We start from the raw sequence: 13,997 nt of genomic DNA, 5'->3' as shown, positions 1-13,997 counted from the left end.
GCCTTTGATTGGGGTGTCCGCCGGCTGCGCCGAGCTGCTCCCGTAGTCCGTTCCATATTTTCCATCATCCGCTTCAGCCCATGAGCCGCACCACTGTCGCCACCATCCATCTCGGCGCCCTGCGCCACAACCTGGCCCTGCTCAAGCGCATGGCTGCCCCGGCGAAGGTGATGGCCGTGGTCAAGGCGGATGCCTACGGGCATGGGCTGGAACGGGTGGCGCGTGCGCTCGATGCCGACGCGGAAGCGTTTGCGGTGGCCGCGCTGGGCGATGGCCTGCGCCTGCGCGCGGCGGGGCATCGCCAGCGTATCGTGGTGCTGTCGGGCCCGGACCAGCCCGGCGATATCGCCGAAATGCAGCGGCTGGGCCTGGATGCGGTCATCCATCACGCGACGCAGTTGGACTGGCTGGCCGAAGCGTCGATTTCGCGTGGTCGGCTGCGGGTCTGGCTGAAGGTCGACAGCGGTATGCACCGGCTGGGTTTCGCGCCCGCGCAGGTCGCGGCCGTGCACGCGCGCCTGGCCGGCATGTCCGGGCTCGATCCGGAGATCGGTCTGCTCACCCACTTCGCCGAATCCGAAGTGTTCGATGGTGAGGCTACGTCGGCGCAGATCGCCCGCTTCGTCGAGGCCACTCGGGGTCTGTCGGGGCCGCACTCGCTTTCCAATTCGGCGGGCGTGCTGGGCTGGCCGCAGGCGCGGGGTGAATGGGTGCGTACCGGCGGCCTGCTGTACGGATTGTCGGTGGTCGACGGCAAGAGCGGAGCCGATGTCGGGTTCCGGCCGGCGATGACGCTGTCGACCCGGCTGATCGCGATCAATCGCATCGGCAAGGGCGAGCGCATCGGCTACAACGGCACCTGGACCTGCCCGGAAGACATGCCGGTCGGCGTCGCGGCGATCGGCTACGGCGACGGCTATCCGCGCAGTGCGGTCGCCGGCACACCGGTACTTGTCGGCGATGCGCAGGTACCGCTGATCGGTCGTGTCTCGATGGACCTGATCACGCTCGACCTGCGCGATGCGCCGCAGGCGCAGGTGGGCGACCGGGTCGTCCTGTGGGGGGCGGAGCTGCCAGTCGAGCACATCGCGGCGCAGGCGGGCACGATCAGCTACGACCTCACCTGCGGCATGACCCGGCGCGTGCTGTTCGTCGAGGACGAGGGCTGACACCTCGCGTCGGCCTTGCCGTCTCGCCGTCTGCGATGCCGGGCGGCTAAGCTTCGGCCTTCTTCATCAGTTTACGGATCGGCTTCATGGCCAAAGCCAAGACCGCCTACGTCTGCACCGACTGCGGTGCCGAGCATTCGAAGTGGCAGGGGCAGTGCATCGAGTGCGGCGCCTGGAACACGCTCAGCGAGATCGTGCTGCAGCCGGCAGTGAAGTCGGCGGGTGCGGCACGCAGCGGCTATGCCGGCAAGAGTGCGGGGGCGCCGAAAGTGACCGCCCTGCGCGACGTGGCGGCGGAAACCGAGTCGCGCACATTGACCGGCATCGGCGAACTGGACCGTGTGCTGGGCGGTGGGCTGGTCGATGGCTCGGTGGTGCTGGTGGGCGGCGATCCGGGGATCGGCAAGTCCACCCTGCTGCTGCAGATGATGGGCCAGCTCGGCGAACGCCTGCCGGGCCTGTACGTCACTGGCGAGGAGTCGCTGGCCCAGGTGGCGGCACGCGCGCAGCGGCTTGGCCTGCCGCTGGAGCCGCTGCAGGCGCTGGCGGAAACCTGCATCGAACGCATTCTGGAACAGGCGGTCGTCACACGTCCGCGCGTGCTGGTGGTGGACTCCATCCAGACCATCTGGACCGAGTTGCTTACCGCGGCGCCGGGTGCGGTGTCGCAGGTGCGCGAGTCGGCGGCCAAGCTCACCCGCTTCGCCAAGGAGAGCGGTACCAGCGTGATGCTGGTCGGACATGTGACCAAGGAGGGCGGTATCGCCGGGCCGCGCGTGCTGGAGCACATGGTGGACGCGGTGCTGTATTTCGAGGGCGAGTCCGGCAGCCGGTTCCGGGTGCTGCGCGCGTTCAAGAACCGCTTCGGCGCAGTGAACGAGCTGGGCGTTTTCGCGATGGGCGACAAGGGGCTGCGCGAGGTGCCCAATCCGTCGGCGATCTTCCTCTCGGCGCATGCCGGGCCGACCTCCGGCAGCGCGGTGATGGTGACTCGCGAGGGGACCCGTCCGCTGCTGGTGGAAGTGCAGGCGCTGGTCGACCAGAGCTCGCTGGGCAACCCGCGCCGGGTGGCGCTGGGCCTGGAGCAGAATCGTCTGGCGATGCTACTGGCGGTGTTGCACCGGCACGGTGGCGTGGCGGCCTACGACCAGGACGTGTTCGTCAACGTGGTGGGCGGTATCCGGGTGCAGGAAACTGCGGCCGACCTGCCGGTGCTGCTGGCGATCCGTTCCTCGCTGCGCGACCGGCCGCTGCCCGACAAGACCGTGGCGTTCGGCGAGGTGGGCCTGTCCGGCGAGATCCGCCCCGTGCCCAATGGCGAGGAACGCCTGAAGGAAGCCGCGCACCACGGCTTCCGGCGTGCCATCGTGCCGAAGGCGAACGCGCCGAAGAAGGGACGCATCGGCGAGATGGACGTGGTCGGGGTGGAGCGGCTGGCCGAGGCGCTGGATGCGGCCGGGTGACCGGCACGCGGGGATCAGGTGATCAGGTGCCCGGACGGTGCAGGATCATCTCCAGCACGAACTTCGAGCCGAAAAACGCCAGCGCCAGTACCAGCATGCCGGCCAGCGTGAGATTGACCGCGCGGGTACCGCGCCAGCCGTAGCGCCAGCGGCCCCACAACAGTGCGCCGAAGATCAGCCAGGCGACGGTGGTGAGCACCGTGGTGTGCACCAGATGCTGGGCGCGGATGTTCTGGATGAACATCAGGCCGCTGAGCAGGGTCAGGGTCAGCAGCGCGAAGCCGCTCTCGATCAGGCGGAACAGCAGGGCTTCGGTCTGGGTCAGCGGTGGCAGAGCACGCACCAGTCGGCCCGGACGATGCGAGCGCAGCGCGCGTTCCTGCACCGCCAGCAGGATCGCCAGCAGCGCGGCGATCGACAGCAGGCTGTAGCCGAGCAGGGCGATCACCACATGCAGCTTGATCTGCCAGTCCAGCGGCACCGGCATCGGTGCGGTGGGCGCTGCCACGAAGTCGTCCAGCGCGAGCACCAGCGCGGCCAGCGGAAACACGATCACGCCCAGGCCGGCCACCGGGCGCCACAGGTTCACCAGCAGGGTCAGTGCCGCCACCACGCAGGCCACCAGCGACAGTGCGGCGAAAAAGTGCAGGTCGAGGCGGCCGCCGTGTGCGCCCAGCAGCACGAAGGCATGCAGCATCACGCCCAGCGTGGCCGCCGCCAGTCCCGAGCGGCGCAGCGAGTGCGGGCAGCCGGTCATCGGCGCTGCCAGCACGGTGGCAGCCCCCAGATAGAGCACGATGGCAAGGATGGCGGGAAGCATGAGCGACATAGCCGCAAAGTGTCGCACAGGCATGCGCCAGCCGCGAACGGGGCATGGCGTCGCGACGGCACTTGTATCATTTAGATATTTGTCTAAATATCTAGGCGAGCTCAGGTAGCGAGACTGTCCGTGAAGCAGCAGGACGTATTCAAGGCACTGGCCGATCCGACGCGCCGCGCGATTCTCAAGCGGCTGCAGGGCGGTGCGCTCAATGCGGGCGAGATCGGTGCGGCGTTCGACATCACCCCAGCGTCGCTGTCGCACCACTTCGCGGTGCTCAAGCAGGCCGAGCTGGTGCGTACCGAGCGCCGTGGCCAGTTCATCGTCTATTCGCTCAACAGCACGGTGTTCGAGGACGTCACGCGGCTGTTGCTGGATCTGTTCCCATCGAAGGGAACTATCGGAGGAAAGTCATGAAACCCGTACACAGTGCCGTCGTCTCGGCGGCTTTCGTGTTGGTCGCGCTGGCGGCGGCGGTCTGGCTCTATCCGAGTCTGCCTGCGCAGACGCCGACACACTGGGACCTGCAGGGCCACGTCAACGGCACCATGCCACGTCTGTGGGCGGCGGCGATCCCGGTGCTGCTGGTGTCGTTCCTTGCACTCCTGATGGTCGTGCTGCCAAAGATCTCCCCGCGCCGCTTCGAGATCGCGCCGTTCCTCCGGGTCTGGCACGTGGTGATGCTGTCGGTGCAGGGGCTGATACTGGTGATCGGTCTGTGCGCGCTGCTGAAGGGAGCCGGCTACCCGTTGCCGATGGCGACGATCGGCATGACGGTGGTGGGCGTGATGCTGATCATCATCGGCAACTACATGGGCAAGCTGCAACGCAATTTCTTCGCCGGCATCCGCACGCCCTGGACATTGGCCAGCGAAGAGGTATGGGAACGCACGCATCGTCTGGCCGGTTGGGTATTCGTGCTGGCCGGGCTGGCATGGATCGCGCTGATGCTGGCCGGGGTCATGTCGACATGGCTGCTGGTGGTGCTGGTTGGCGTGCTGCTGGTGCCGTCGGTCTATTCATACGTCATCTACCGGCGTCTTGAGCGGACTCATCCGGGGCAAGGCGACTCGCCGTGAGCCATTTCGGCACTGAGTCGCAAGGGCGGTCTGCTATATTTACCAGTCCGCTCCATCCATCCAGACGACCATTCCCATGTTCGAGTCGCTCAGCCAACGCCTCTCCACCACCGTCAACCGCCTGCGCGGTCGTGGACGGCTGACCGAGGAAAACATCCGCGAATCGCTGCGCGAGGTGCGCATTGCCCTGCTGGAGGCCGACGTGGCGCTGCCGGTGGTGCAGGCGCTGATCGAGCGGGTGAAGGTGCGTGCGGTCGGACAGGAGGTGCTGAAGAGCCTTTCACCGGGCCAGGCGCTGGTGAAGGTGGTCAGCGACGAGCTGACCAAGGTGATGGGCACCGTCAACACCGAGCTCAACCTGGCCCAGCAGCCGCCGGCGGTGGTGCTGATGGCTGGCCTGCAGGGTGCGGGCAAGACCACCACCGTGGCCAAGCTGGCGCGCTTCCTGGCCGAGCGCAAGAAGAAGAAAGTGATGGTGGTGAGCTGTGACGTGTACCGTCCCGCCGCCATCGAGCAGCTGCGCACGCTGGCCGAGCAAGTTGGCGTGAAGTTCTTCCCGTCCGAGGCCGGGCAGGATCCGGTCGACATCGCCCGTAACGCCATTGCCGCCGCCAGGCGCGAGGTGGTCGACGTGCTGCTGGTCGACACCGCCGGCCGTCTGCACGTGGACGAGACGATGATGGCCGAGATCAAGGCGCTGCACGGCGCGATCGATCCGGTCGAGACCTTGTTCGTGGTCGACTCGATGACCGGCCAGGACGCGGCCACTACCGCCAAGGCGTTCAGCGAGGCACTGCCGCTGACCGGCGTGGTGCTGACCAAGACCGATGGCGATGCCCGTGGTGGCGCCGCGCTTTCGGTTCGCTACATCACCGGGCGGCCGATCAAGTTCCTGGGCGCGGGCGAGAAGACCGACGCGCTGGAACCGTTCCACCCGGATCGCCTGGCCCAGCGCATTCTCGGCATGGGCGACGTGCTGTCGCTGGTCGAGGAGGTCGAGCGCAAGGTCGATCAGGAAAAGGCGCAGAAGCTCGCCACCAAGGTGATGAAGGGCAAGCGCTTCGACCTGAACGACATGCGCGACCAGCTCGAGCAGATGACCAACATGGGCGGCCTGGCCGGTCTGATGGACAAGCTGCCGGGCGTGTCGGCGCTGCCCGAGAACGTGAAGTCAAAGGTCGACGACGGCGAGATCAAGCGGATGGTTGCGATCATCCAGTCGATGACCAAGAAAGAGCGTCGTCACCCGGATTTGCTCAACGGTTCGCGTCGAGCCCGCGTGGCGAAGGGCTCCGGCACCCAGCCGGCCGACGTCAACCGTCTGCTCAAACAGTACATGCAGATGGAGAAGATGATGTCCAAGCTCTCCAAGGGTGGCACCAAGGGGCTGATGCGCCAGATGCGCGGTGCCATGCGGGGCATGGGCGGCATGGGTGGTGGGCTGCCACCCATGCGTTGAGGCGGGGTCGCAGATCTTCCGCAGCCCAGACTCTTCCATTTTTCGAATTTCCTCACTAAAATGCCGCGTTTACCGCGCACGGACCCGTGCGTGTGGCCGGCACATCCGGCAATTCTGGAGCTTTCACTATGGTCAAGATTCGTCTTTCGCGCGGTGGCGCCAAGGGCCGTCCGTTCTACCACGTCGTTGTGACCGACCAGCGCAGCAAGCGCGACGGCCGCAATATCGAGAACGTCGGCTATTACAACCCGGTTGCGTCCGGCAAGGACAAGCGCCTCGAGCTGAACGTCGAGCGCGTCAAAGAGTGGGTGGGCAAGGGTGCGCAGATGTCCGACAAGGTCGCTGCCCTGCTCAAGGAAGCCGGCAAGCAGCAGGTTGCTGCCTAAGCATGGCGACAGCCGGTCGACGCGTCCTGGTCGGGCGCATCGTCGGGCTGTACGGTGTGCAGGGCTGGCTCAAGATCGAATCCTGGACCGAGCCCCGCACGCGTATTTTCGACTACCAGCCCTGGCTGCTCGGTGCAGCGCCGGGTGAGTTGTCGGAAATGGCCGGAGTCACCGGGCGTCCGCAGGGCAAGGGGCTGATCTGCCACCTGCCCGGCGTCGATGATCGGGACACGGCAGCAGCGCTGGTGGGACTGGACATTCATGTCGCCCGCGAGCAGTTGCCGCCGCCCGGCAGGGACGAGTATTACTGGGTCGACCTCGAAGGGCTTGAGGTCACCACCACGGAGGGCGTGGTGCTTGGACGGGTCAGTCACCTGTTCGCCACCGGTGCCAACGACGTGGTGGTGGTGCGGGACGGCGAGCGCGAGCGGCTGATCCCCTTCGTCCAGGGTGTTTATGTGCGTTCGGTGGATTTGTCCGGTGGACGCATGGTGGTGGACTGGGATCCGGAATTCTGAAGGGATCGAGGATCCGAATGCGCATCGACGTCGTCACGCTGTTTCCCGACTTCGTGCGCCAGTGTGCTGCCGTCGGTGTGGTGGGACGCGCGCAGCAGCGCGAGTTGCTGCAGGTGGAAACCTGGAACCCGCGCGACTATGCCATCGACAATTACCGTACCGTGGACGGCCGCACCTGCGGCGGCGGGCCCGGCATGGTGATGCTGATCGAGCCCTTGCGGGCGGCCCTCAAGGCCGTGCGCGAGGCGGCATCGGAACCGGTGCATGTGATTTACATGAGTCCGCAGGGAGCGCGGCTCACGCAGGGCAGGGTGGAGGCGCTGGCGAAACGGCCGCGCATCGCCTTGCTCTGCGGGCGTTACGAAGGTGTGGATGAGCGCCTGTTGGCGCACGAGGTCGACGAGGAGCTTTCCATCGGCGATTATGTGCTGTCCGGCGGCGAGCTGGGTGCCGCGGTGGTGATCGATGCCGTCGGACGCCTGCAGGACGGCGCGTTGAACGACGCGCAGTCGGCCGAGCAGGACTCGTTCTCGAACGGGCTGCTGGACTGCCCGCACTATGCGAAGCCGGTGCATGATGCATACGGCGACGTGCCGGAGGTGCTGCTCTCCGGCGACCATGCGGCGATTCGCCGGTGGCGCCTGAAGCAGTCGCTGGGTCGAACCTGGCTGCGCCGTCCGGAACTGTTGGCGCAAGTCGCGCTGGATGCTGAATCCCGCGTCTTGCTTGAAGAATTCCGCCGCGAATACATGCGGCATGAACAGGGCGGCCAGAACGGTCGTGCCACTGAAATCTAGTCAGGTGTTGCCATGAACAAGATCATCGAACAGTTCGAAGCCGAGCAGATCACCCGCCAGCTGCCGGAATTCGGCCCTGGCGACACCGTGGTGGTCAACGTCAAGGTGAAGGAAGGCAATCGCGAGCGCGTGCAGGCCTTCGAAGGCGTTGTCATCGCCAAGCGCAGCCGCGGTCTGCATTCCGCCTTCACCGTGCGCAAGATCTCGCACGGTACCGGTGTGGAGCGCGTGTTCCAGGCGCACAGCCCGACCATCGATTCGGTGCAGGTGAAGCGCAAGGGCAAGGTGCGTGGTGCCAAGCTGTACTACCTGCGTGGCCTGGAAGGCAAGGCTGCCCGCATCAAGGAAGACATCGCTGCCGCTGCCGCCGCCAAGGCTGCCGCGAAGAGCGCAGCCGCGGAGTAATCCGGGCGTACGCCGCCGCTTCAGCGCGCTGGCGTCGACACAACAAAAAGCCGCGGAGCGATCCGCGGCTTTTTGCATTCAGGCGTGAGGACCACCTACCGCCGGACAGCGGGTGATGCCGCGTTGCCGCGGAACCCGCCGCACAGCGGTGGGATCAAAGCACCAGCAGCTGGGGTTCCTGCAGGAAATTGCCCTGGACGAAATCCACGCCGCAGGCGAACAGCAGCGAGGTGCTGGCGGCATCCTCCACCCACTCGGCGACGACCTGCTTTTTCATCTCATGGGATTGCTGGCAGATCTCGGCGATCTTCTGCTGGTTCTCCGGGTGCTGCGGCAGGCCGGCCATGTAGGTACGGTCGATCTTCAGGTAGTCGGCCTCGATATGGCCCAGCAGCTGGAACGAATTCAGGCCCGAACCGAACTGCTCCAGCGCGAAGCGCCCGCCGATCTTTTTCCAGCCCGACACGAATTCCTGTGCAGGGCGGAGCAGGGTGACCACCCGGCTTTCGGTCATTTCCAGCACGATCTGGCCGCGCTTGAGGTTGGCCTGTTTAAGCCGCTGCGCCAGCCACGGCAGCAGGCCGGGTTCCTGCAGCGACTCGGTGGTGAGCTTCACGAAGAAGGTGGTGTTGCCGCCGTGTGCATCGCGTGCCGTCAGCGCGCTGATCGCCTTGTCCAGTACCCAGCGGTCGATCGCCGCGGTCAGGCCGTGCTTCTCGGCGATCGGCATGAAAATGCCAGGCTGCACCTCGCCCTGCGGGCCGTGCATGCGCAGCAGGATCTCCGAGTAATCGCCATCCGCATCCTGCAGGCTGATGATGTGCTGATGGTGCAGCACGAAATCGTCCTGCTCCAGTGCCTGGCGGATCTGTGCAAGCCAGTTGCGCTCGCGTTCCTCGTCGGCCTTTTCGCGGGCGGTCGGGTCGTGCAGTTCGTTGCGGTTGCCACCCTGGCCCTGAGCGCTGCGCAGCGCCGTGCTCGCCTGGTTGAGCAGCAGTTCGGCGTTGGCGTTCTTTTCAGCCAGCAGGCTGCCGCCGATGCTGATGGTGAGCGAGATGGAACGCTCGCCGGCGTCGAAGATCCGATTGGCGACCTGCTGCTGCAGCTGGGCGATCCAGGCTTTGATGGCCTCGTCGCTGCTCGAGTGCAGCAGGATGCCGAAGGTGTGCTCCGCCATCAGTCCGGCGATGTCGTCGGGGCCGAGCAGGTCGTCGATCAGGCCGGCGATGCCGTGCAGCAGGTCGTCGATCCTGCCGAGGCCGATGCCTGCGATGGCATTGGTCCAGTTGTCGGGCTCGACCAGCAGCAGTGCCTGTCCCTTGAGGCCTTCCGCGGCGGAGGCCACGGCCTCGTCGATGAATTCCAGGGTGCGCGCCCGCACGTACAGCCCGGTGACCGCATCGCGCTGCAGGTGCTCGACCAGCGCCGGGTCGACCAGTTGCCGACGGAACACGACCTGCAGGCAGGCTTCACCCTCGAAGGTGGCATGCGCGAACTCGATGGTGGCCGGGAACGAGCTGCCATCGGCGCGGCGGGCCTGCAGTTCCATGCTGGGCGGTGCCTTTTCGTCGCGCGAGTGATCCTTGAGCAGGCCTTTCAGGGCATCGGCATGCTCGCTGCTGATCAGGTCGAGGATGGGCAGGCCGAGCAGATCGTCGAAATCGTCGTAGCCGAAGGTGTCGAGGTAGGAGCGGTTGGCGCGCACGTGCATGCCTTCGTGCACATAGGCGATGGCATCGTTGGAAGAATCCAGCAGTGCATCGCAGCGCCGCTCGGATTCGCGCAGGGCGCTTTCCAGGCGACGGACCTGGCGCCGTGTGTTCAGTGCCTCGAACTCGCGCTGCACCACAGTCACGAACTGGCGTGGCTGGCTGCGCAGGGCCACGCCATGCACGCCGTCGGCGAACAGGCTGGAGACCGACTGGCCGTCCAGCTGCGACACGTTGGCCACCAGCGACACATCACGGCCGCTGCTGTCGATCAGCTTGGCCACCTCGCGCAGTGGCAGCGAACTGATGGCGGAATTGAACAGCACCAGGTCGGGGCGCAGATCGTCGAGTGCAGTCTTGAAGTCGTCGGCATTGGTGGCCCGCGCGGGTCGGACGGCAATGCCGGCATTACGAATCAGGCTGATGATCTGTTCCGCATCTTCGACCGAATTTTCGACGAAGAGGATCTTGATGACGGCGTTATTCTTCATGAATGCATCGCGTTCCCGTTGGCAGAGCTGAAGCTGATGGCCGGCCGGCGGCGTGCCGTTTGCTTCAGCATGTCTGCGTTGTAACGGATTCCGCGCGGAGCTTCCAGCGCAGAACCTTGCGGCAGGGGCCGATCGCCCGGAGCAGTCTGCCGCGAAAGGCTCACAGGGGGCGTTTGGACGGCTCGCCGCCCACCTCGCGAACCAGTTTGGGTACCAGGTAGCCCGGCAGGCGCGCGCGGACCTGCGCCATCAGCGCATGCGCACGGGCATCGTCCACCTCGAAATGGGCCGCGCCCTGCACCCGGTCCAACTGATGCAGGTAATACGGCAGCACGCCGGCGGCGAACATGCGCTCGGACAGGGCCGACAAGGTCTGCGCATCGTCGTTGATGCCACGCAGCAGCACCGCTTGGTTGAGCAGGCTGGCGCCGGCTTCGCGCAGACGTACGCAGGCGGCGTCGACGTGGGCATCGAACTCGTTGGCGTGGTTGGCGTGCAGCACCACCACTTTCTGCAGCGGCAATGCGGCGAGCCATGCCGTCAGCGCGTCGTCGACCCGCTCGGGCAGGACCACCGGCAGGCGCGTGTGGATGCGCAGCCGCACCACGTGCGGGATGTCTTCGAGGCCGCGTGACAGCTCTTCCAGCTTGTGCGTGGCCAGCGCCAGCGGGTCGCCGCCGGAGAGGATCAGCTCGCTGATGCTCGAATCCCGTCGTACATGCTCCAGCGCCTGCCGCCATTGTCCGGCAGCGGCCATTTCCTCGGCATAGGGGAAGTGGCGGCGGAAGCAGTAGCGGCAGTTGACCGCGCAGCTGCCGCTGGCGATCAGCAGGGCACGGCCATGGTATTTGTGCAGCACCCCCTGTGCCTCGCGCGCCGGCATGTCGCCGACGGCGTCGATGGAGAACCCCGGCACCTGGTCCAGCTCGGCCAGCTGCGGCAGGACCTGCAGCAGCAGCGGATCGCGCGGGTCGCCATGACGCATGCGCGCCACGAAGCCGCGTGGCACACGCAGCGAGAAGCCGGCGTCGTCGGACGGCAACCACTCGACCAGGCTGTCGAGGCCCAGTATCCGGAGCAGTTCGGCGCTGTCTGTAACGGCATTTCGCCACAGTTCGCGCCAGTCGACTGCCGGCGGCGATAGGCGAGTGCAGGGGCTTGCGGTTATCATGGAGAACCTTGTGCAGGCCACCGGGCCTGCGCCAACCTCTTATTCTAGCTGTTCTGGCCGCTTCGGGCGGCGGATCTACTTCTGGAGCATATACGCATGGCCACCGCCGGTCTCAATGACGTCAAGAAGGGCATGAAGATCCTTCACAACAATGACCCGTGGGTCATTACCGAAGCCGAATTCATCAAGCCCGGCAAGGGCCAGGCCTTCACCCGCATCTTCATCCGCAACCTGAAGACCGGCCGCACCACCGAGCAGACGATGAAGTCGAGCGACTCCTTCGAGGTCGCCGACGTCACCGACACCGACATGCAGTACCTGTATTCGGACGGCGAGTTCTGGCACTTCATGCAGCCGGATACCTTCGAGCAGCACCAGGCCGGCAAGGCCGGCATGGGCGAGGCGGTGAAGTGGCTCAAGGGTGAGGAAGAGTGCGTGGTCACGCTGTTCAACGGCGAGATCATCGCCGTGCAGGCGCCCAACTTCGTCGAGCTGAAGATCACCGAGACCGACCCCGGCGTGCGTGGCGACACCTCGGGCGGTGGCGGCAAGCCGGCGACCCTGGAAACCGGCGCCGTGGTGCGCGTGCCGCTGTTCGTCAGCCAGGAAGAGATGATCAAGGTCGACACCCGCACCGGCGAATACGTCAGCCGCGTCGGCAAGTGATGTTTCCGGGCACGGGCCACGCTCGTGCCCTTGCCGGTTCATCCTTCCGGCGTCAGTCGGGGGCCAGTGAGGCAGGCCTGCGAAGTACGCGGAAACATGCGTGCGGCAAGGCGAAGTCACTGGATTCCAGCACCGCTGGAATGACGAGCATGGGGCGGCGCCGCGAGGTCAGCCGCCCTTCGCACATCTGAAACCTGGAACGGTCCGCCATGAGTGATATCCAACCCCAGTCCGTCGACCTGTTGATCGAAGCCCGCTGGGTCGTGCCGGTGGAACCGCACGGTGTCGTGCTGGAAGACCACGCCGTGGTCGTGGACGCCGATCGCATCGTCGCCTTGCTGCCCATCGCCGAGGCACGCAGGGCCTATGTGCCGCGCGAATCGGTGCGGTTGCCGGAGCATGCGCTGCTGCCGGGTCTGGTCAACGCCCACACCCACAACCCGATGACCCTGTTGCGCGGGCTGGCCGACGACCTGCCGCTGATGACCTGGCTGCAGGAGCACATCTGGCCGGCCGAGGCGAAGGTGATCGGGCCGGAGTTCGTGCGCGATGGCGTCGAACTGGCCGTGGCCGAGATGCTGCGTGGTGGCACCACCTGCGCCAACGAGAACTACTTTTTCCCCGACGCAATCGGCGCCACCTATCGCAAGCTGGGTTTCCGTGCCGTGGTCGGCCTGCCGGTGATCGAGTTTCCCACCGCCTGGGCCAGGACCCAGGACGAATATTTCGAGCGTGCCGGCGAAGTGCACGACAGTTTCCGCAGCGACGTGCTGGTATCCACCGCGTTCGCGCCCCATGCGCCTTACACCGTGTCCGACGAGAGTTTCGCGCGGATCCGGGTGCTGGCCGACCAGCTCGACATACCGGTGCACCTGCATTTGCACGAGACCGCCCACGAAGTCGAGGAAGAAAAGAAGAAGAGCGGACTGCGACCGTTCCAGCGCCTGCAGCAGCTGGGCCTGGTCAACGACCGGCTGATCGCGGTGCACATGACGCAACTGACCGAGGGCGAGATCGCCGCCTGCGCCGAGGCCGGCGTGTCGGTGGTGCATTGTCCCGAGTCGAACCTCAAGCTGGCGTCCGGGTTCTGTCCGGCCGAGAAGCTGCGTCGCGCAGGCGTGAATCTGGCGATCGGCACCGACGGCTGCGCCTCCAACAACGATCTGGACATGTTCGGCGAAATGCGCACCGCCGCGCTGCTGGCCAAGGCCGTGGCACAGGACGCGGCGGCGTTCGATGCCGCCAGCGCACTGCATGCGGCCACGCTCGGCAGTGCCCGTGCGATGGGGCTGGATGCATCGATCGGCTCGATCGTCGCCGGCAAGCAGGCCGATCTGGCCGCGGTTCGACTGTCCGACCTGGAGACACAGCCGCTGTTCCATGTGGCGTCGCAGCTGGTCTATGCCACTGGCCGTCACCAGGTCAGCGACGTCTGGATCGCCGGGCGCCGCAAACTGGCCGACCGGCACCTGGTGGACATGGACGCCGATGCGATCCATGCGCGTACCCGCGCTTGGCGCGAACGCATCGCCGAACACTGACGGCTGACCGGAGGCCTCACATGAACCGTTACCTTGTCCTGCTCATGCGCCGTCCGCAGCTCGACCCGGCCGTGGTGCCGCTGCACCGCCAGTTCCTGGAAGAGCTGCGCGAGCAGGGGCACAACGAGATGTCCGGTCCGTTCGGCGACGGCAGCGGCGGTGCCTATCTGCTGCGTGCGGACTCGATGGACGAGGCGATGACCGTCGCTCGGCGCGATCCCGCGTACACCAGCGGTGGCTGGGACGTCACGGTGCATGAATGGCGGACCGGCTAACCTTTTCCGTTCAATTGGCGCGAACCGATCGCCCATGAAGGGGCGTGG

15 protein-coding genes are annotated in these 13,997 nt (G+C 66.1%); 12 read left to right on the top strand and 3 right to left on the bottom strand.

The window, feature by feature from the left end; translation table 11 throughout:
• Positions 1-80 precede the first annotated feature (80 nt).
• Both alr and radA read left to right on the top strand, forming a co-directional pair.
• Positions 81-1,169 carry an alanine racemase gene (gene alr / locus RA164_RS11330; protein ID WP_329740960.1) on the top strand — a complete coding sequence of 363 codons (1,089 nt, stop codon included), beginning with the start codon at positions 81-83 and terminating at the stop codon, positions 1,167-1,169.
• 86 nt (positions 1,170-1,255) lie between these two features.
• Positions 1,256-2,632, top strand: a complete 1,377-nt coding sequence (gene radA / locus RA164_RS11325; RefSeq protein ID WP_329740959.1) for a DNA repair protein RadA — start codon at positions 1,256-1,258, stop codon at positions 2,630-2,632.
• Positions 2,633-2,654: 22 nt separating this feature from the next.
• On the opposite strand, the gene RA164_RS11320 is transcribed toward radA, so the two are convergent.
• Positions 2,655-3,461: a cytochrome C assembly family protein gene (locus RA164_RS11320; protein WP_329740958.1), complete on the bottom strand. Its 807-nt coding sequence runs from the start codon at positions 3,459-3,461 to the stop codon at positions 2,655-2,657.
• Between the two features lie 120 nt (positions 3,462-3,581).
• On the opposite strand from RA164_RS11320, the gene RA164_RS11315 reads away from it, so the two are divergent.
• The 7 genes from RA164_RS11315 (at position 3,582) to rplS (ending at position 8,096) form a co-directional block, all read left to right on the top strand.
• Positions 3,582-3,869, top strand: coding sequence for an autorepressor SdpR family transcription factor (locus RA164_RS11315; protein WP_329740957.1), 288 nt, complete (start codon positions 3,582-3,584; stop codon positions 3,867-3,869).
• A complete protein-coding gene (locus RA164_RS11310) occupies positions 3,866-4,531 on the top strand; it encodes an SdpI family protein (protein WP_329740956.1) in 666 nt (221 codons plus the stop codon). Before RA164_RS11315 ends, RA164_RS11310 begins: the two co-directional genes overlap by 4 nt.
• 76 nt (positions 4,532-4,607) lie before the next feature.
• Entirely contained in the window at positions 4,608-5,990 is a 1,383-nt protein-coding gene (gene ffh / locus RA164_RS11305; protein WP_329740955.1) for a signal recognition particle protein, read from the top strand.
• A 128-nt stretch (positions 5,991-6,118) separates the two neighbouring features.
• Entirely contained in the window at positions 6,119-6,376 is a 258-nt protein-coding gene (rpsP, locus tag RA164_RS11300; protein WP_329740954.1) for a 30S ribosomal protein S16, read from the top strand.
• Between the two features lie 2 nt (positions 6,377-6,378).
• Positions 6,379-6,894, top strand: a complete 516-nt coding sequence (rimM, locus tag RA164_RS11295; protein ID WP_329740953.1) for a ribosome maturation factor RimM — start codon at positions 6,379-6,381, stop codon at positions 6,892-6,894.
• Between the two features lie 17 nt (positions 6,895-6,911).
• Entirely contained in the window at positions 6,912-7,691 is a 780-nt protein-coding gene (gene trmD, locus RA164_RS11290; protein WP_329740952.1) for a tRNA (guanosine(37)-N1)-methyltransferase TrmD, read from the top strand.
• A gap of 12 nt (positions 7,692-7,703) precedes the next feature.
• Entirely contained in the window at positions 7,704-8,096 is a 393-nt protein-coding gene (gene rplS / locus RA164_RS11285; protein WP_329740951.1) for a 50S ribosomal protein L19, read from the top strand.
• Between the two features lie 154 nt (positions 8,097-8,250).
• Here rplS and RA164_RS11280 read toward each other — a convergent pair whose 3' ends face one another.
• Positions 8,251-10,296, bottom strand: coding sequence for an EAL domain-containing response regulator (locus RA164_RS11280; RefSeq protein ID WP_329740950.1), 2,046 nt, complete (start codon positions 10,294-10,296; stop codon positions 8,251-8,253).
• A 160-nt stretch (positions 10,297-10,456) separates the two neighbouring features.
• Entirely contained in the window at positions 10,457-11,467 is a 1,011-nt protein-coding gene (gene epmB / locus RA164_RS11275) for an EF-P beta-lysylation protein EpmB (RefSeq protein ID WP_329740949.1), read from the bottom strand.
• 96 nt (positions 11,468-11,563) lie between these two features.
• Here epmB and efp point away from each other — a divergent pair, with 96 nt between their 5' ends.
• The 3 genes from efp to RA164_RS11260 all read left to right on the top strand — a co-directional run bounded on the left by efp (position 11,564) and on the right by RA164_RS11260 (position 13,949).
• The gene (gene efp / locus RA164_RS11270; RefSeq protein ID WP_329740948.1) at positions 11,564-12,133 is read left to right on the top strand and encodes an elongation factor P; all 570 of its coding nucleotides are present in this window, start codon (positions 11,564-11,566) and stop codon (positions 12,131-12,133) included.
• A gap of 209 nt (positions 12,134-12,342) precedes the next feature.
• Complete coding sequence (locus RA164_RS11265) at positions 12,343-13,674, top strand: TRZ/ATZ family hydrolase (RefSeq protein ID WP_329740947.1); 1,332 nt, start codon at positions 12,343-12,345, stop codon at positions 13,672-13,674.
• Positions 13,675-13,694: 20 nt separating this feature from the next.
• Positions 13,695-13,949: a YciI family protein gene (locus tag RA164_RS11260; protein ID WP_329740946.1), complete on the top strand. Its 255-nt coding sequence runs from the start codon at positions 13,695-13,697 to the stop codon at positions 13,947-13,949.
• Positions 13,950-13,997 lie beyond the last annotated feature (48 nt).

The organism is Dyella sp. A6 (assembly GCF_036320485.1).
Taxonomy (GTDB): domain Bacteria; phylum Pseudomonadota; class Gammaproteobacteria; order Xanthomonadales; family Rhodanobacteraceae; genus Rhodanobacter_A; species Rhodanobacter_A aluminiiresistens.
This window is presented reverse-complemented; position numbering and strand designations above follow the sequence as displayed.

Coding starts and splice junctions, on each gene's coding strand:
- RA164_RS11260 (WP_329740946.1), top strand. CDS start 13,695: ATGAACCGTTACCTTGTCCTGCTCATGCGCCGTCCGCAGCTCGACCCG.
- rimM (WP_329740953.1), top strand. CDS start 6,379: ATGGCGACAGCCGGTCGACGCGTCCTGGTCGGGCGCATCGTCGGGCTG.
- RA164_RS11310 (WP_329740956.1), top strand. CDS start 3,866: ATGAAACCCGTACACAGTGCCGTCGTCTCGGCGGCTTTCGTGTTGGTC.
- RA164_RS11265 (WP_329740947.1), top strand. CDS start 12,343: ATGAGTGATATCCAACCCCAGTCCGTCGACCTGTTGATCGAAGCCCGC.
- rpsP (WP_329740954.1), top strand. CDS start 6,119: ATGGTCAAGATTCGTCTTTCGCGCGGTGGCGCCAAGGGCCGTCCGTTC.
- RA164_RS11280 (WP_329740950.1), bottom strand. CDS start 10,296: ATGAAGAATAACGCCGTCATCAAGATCCTCTTCGTCGAAAATTCGGTC.
- alr (WP_329740960.1), top strand. CDS start 81: ATGAGCCGCACCACTGTCGCCACCATCCATCTCGGCGCCCTGCGCCAC.
- rplS (WP_329740951.1), top strand. CDS start 7,704: ATGAACAAGATCATCGAACAGTTCGAAGCCGAGCAGATCACCCGCCAG.
- ffh (WP_329740955.1), top strand. CDS start 4,608: ATGTTCGAGTCGCTCAGCCAACGCCTCTCCACCACCGTCAACCGCCTG.
- radA (WP_329740959.1), top strand. CDS start 1,256: ATGGCCAAAGCCAAGACCGCCTACGTCTGCACCGACTGCGGTGCCGAG.
- RA164_RS11320 (WP_329740958.1), bottom strand. CDS start 3,461: ATGTCGCTCATGCTTCCCGCCATCCTTGCCATCGTGCTCTATCTGGGG.
- trmD (WP_329740952.1), top strand. CDS start 6,912: ATGCGCATCGACGTCGTCACGCTGTTTCCCGACTTCGTGCGCCAGTGT.
- epmB (WP_329740949.1), bottom strand. CDS start 11,467: ATGATAACCGCAAGCCCCTGCACTCGCCTATCGCCGCCGGCAGTCGAC.
- efp (WP_329740948.1), top strand. CDS start 11,564: ATGGCCACCGCCGGTCTCAATGACGTCAAGAAGGGCATGAAGATCCTT.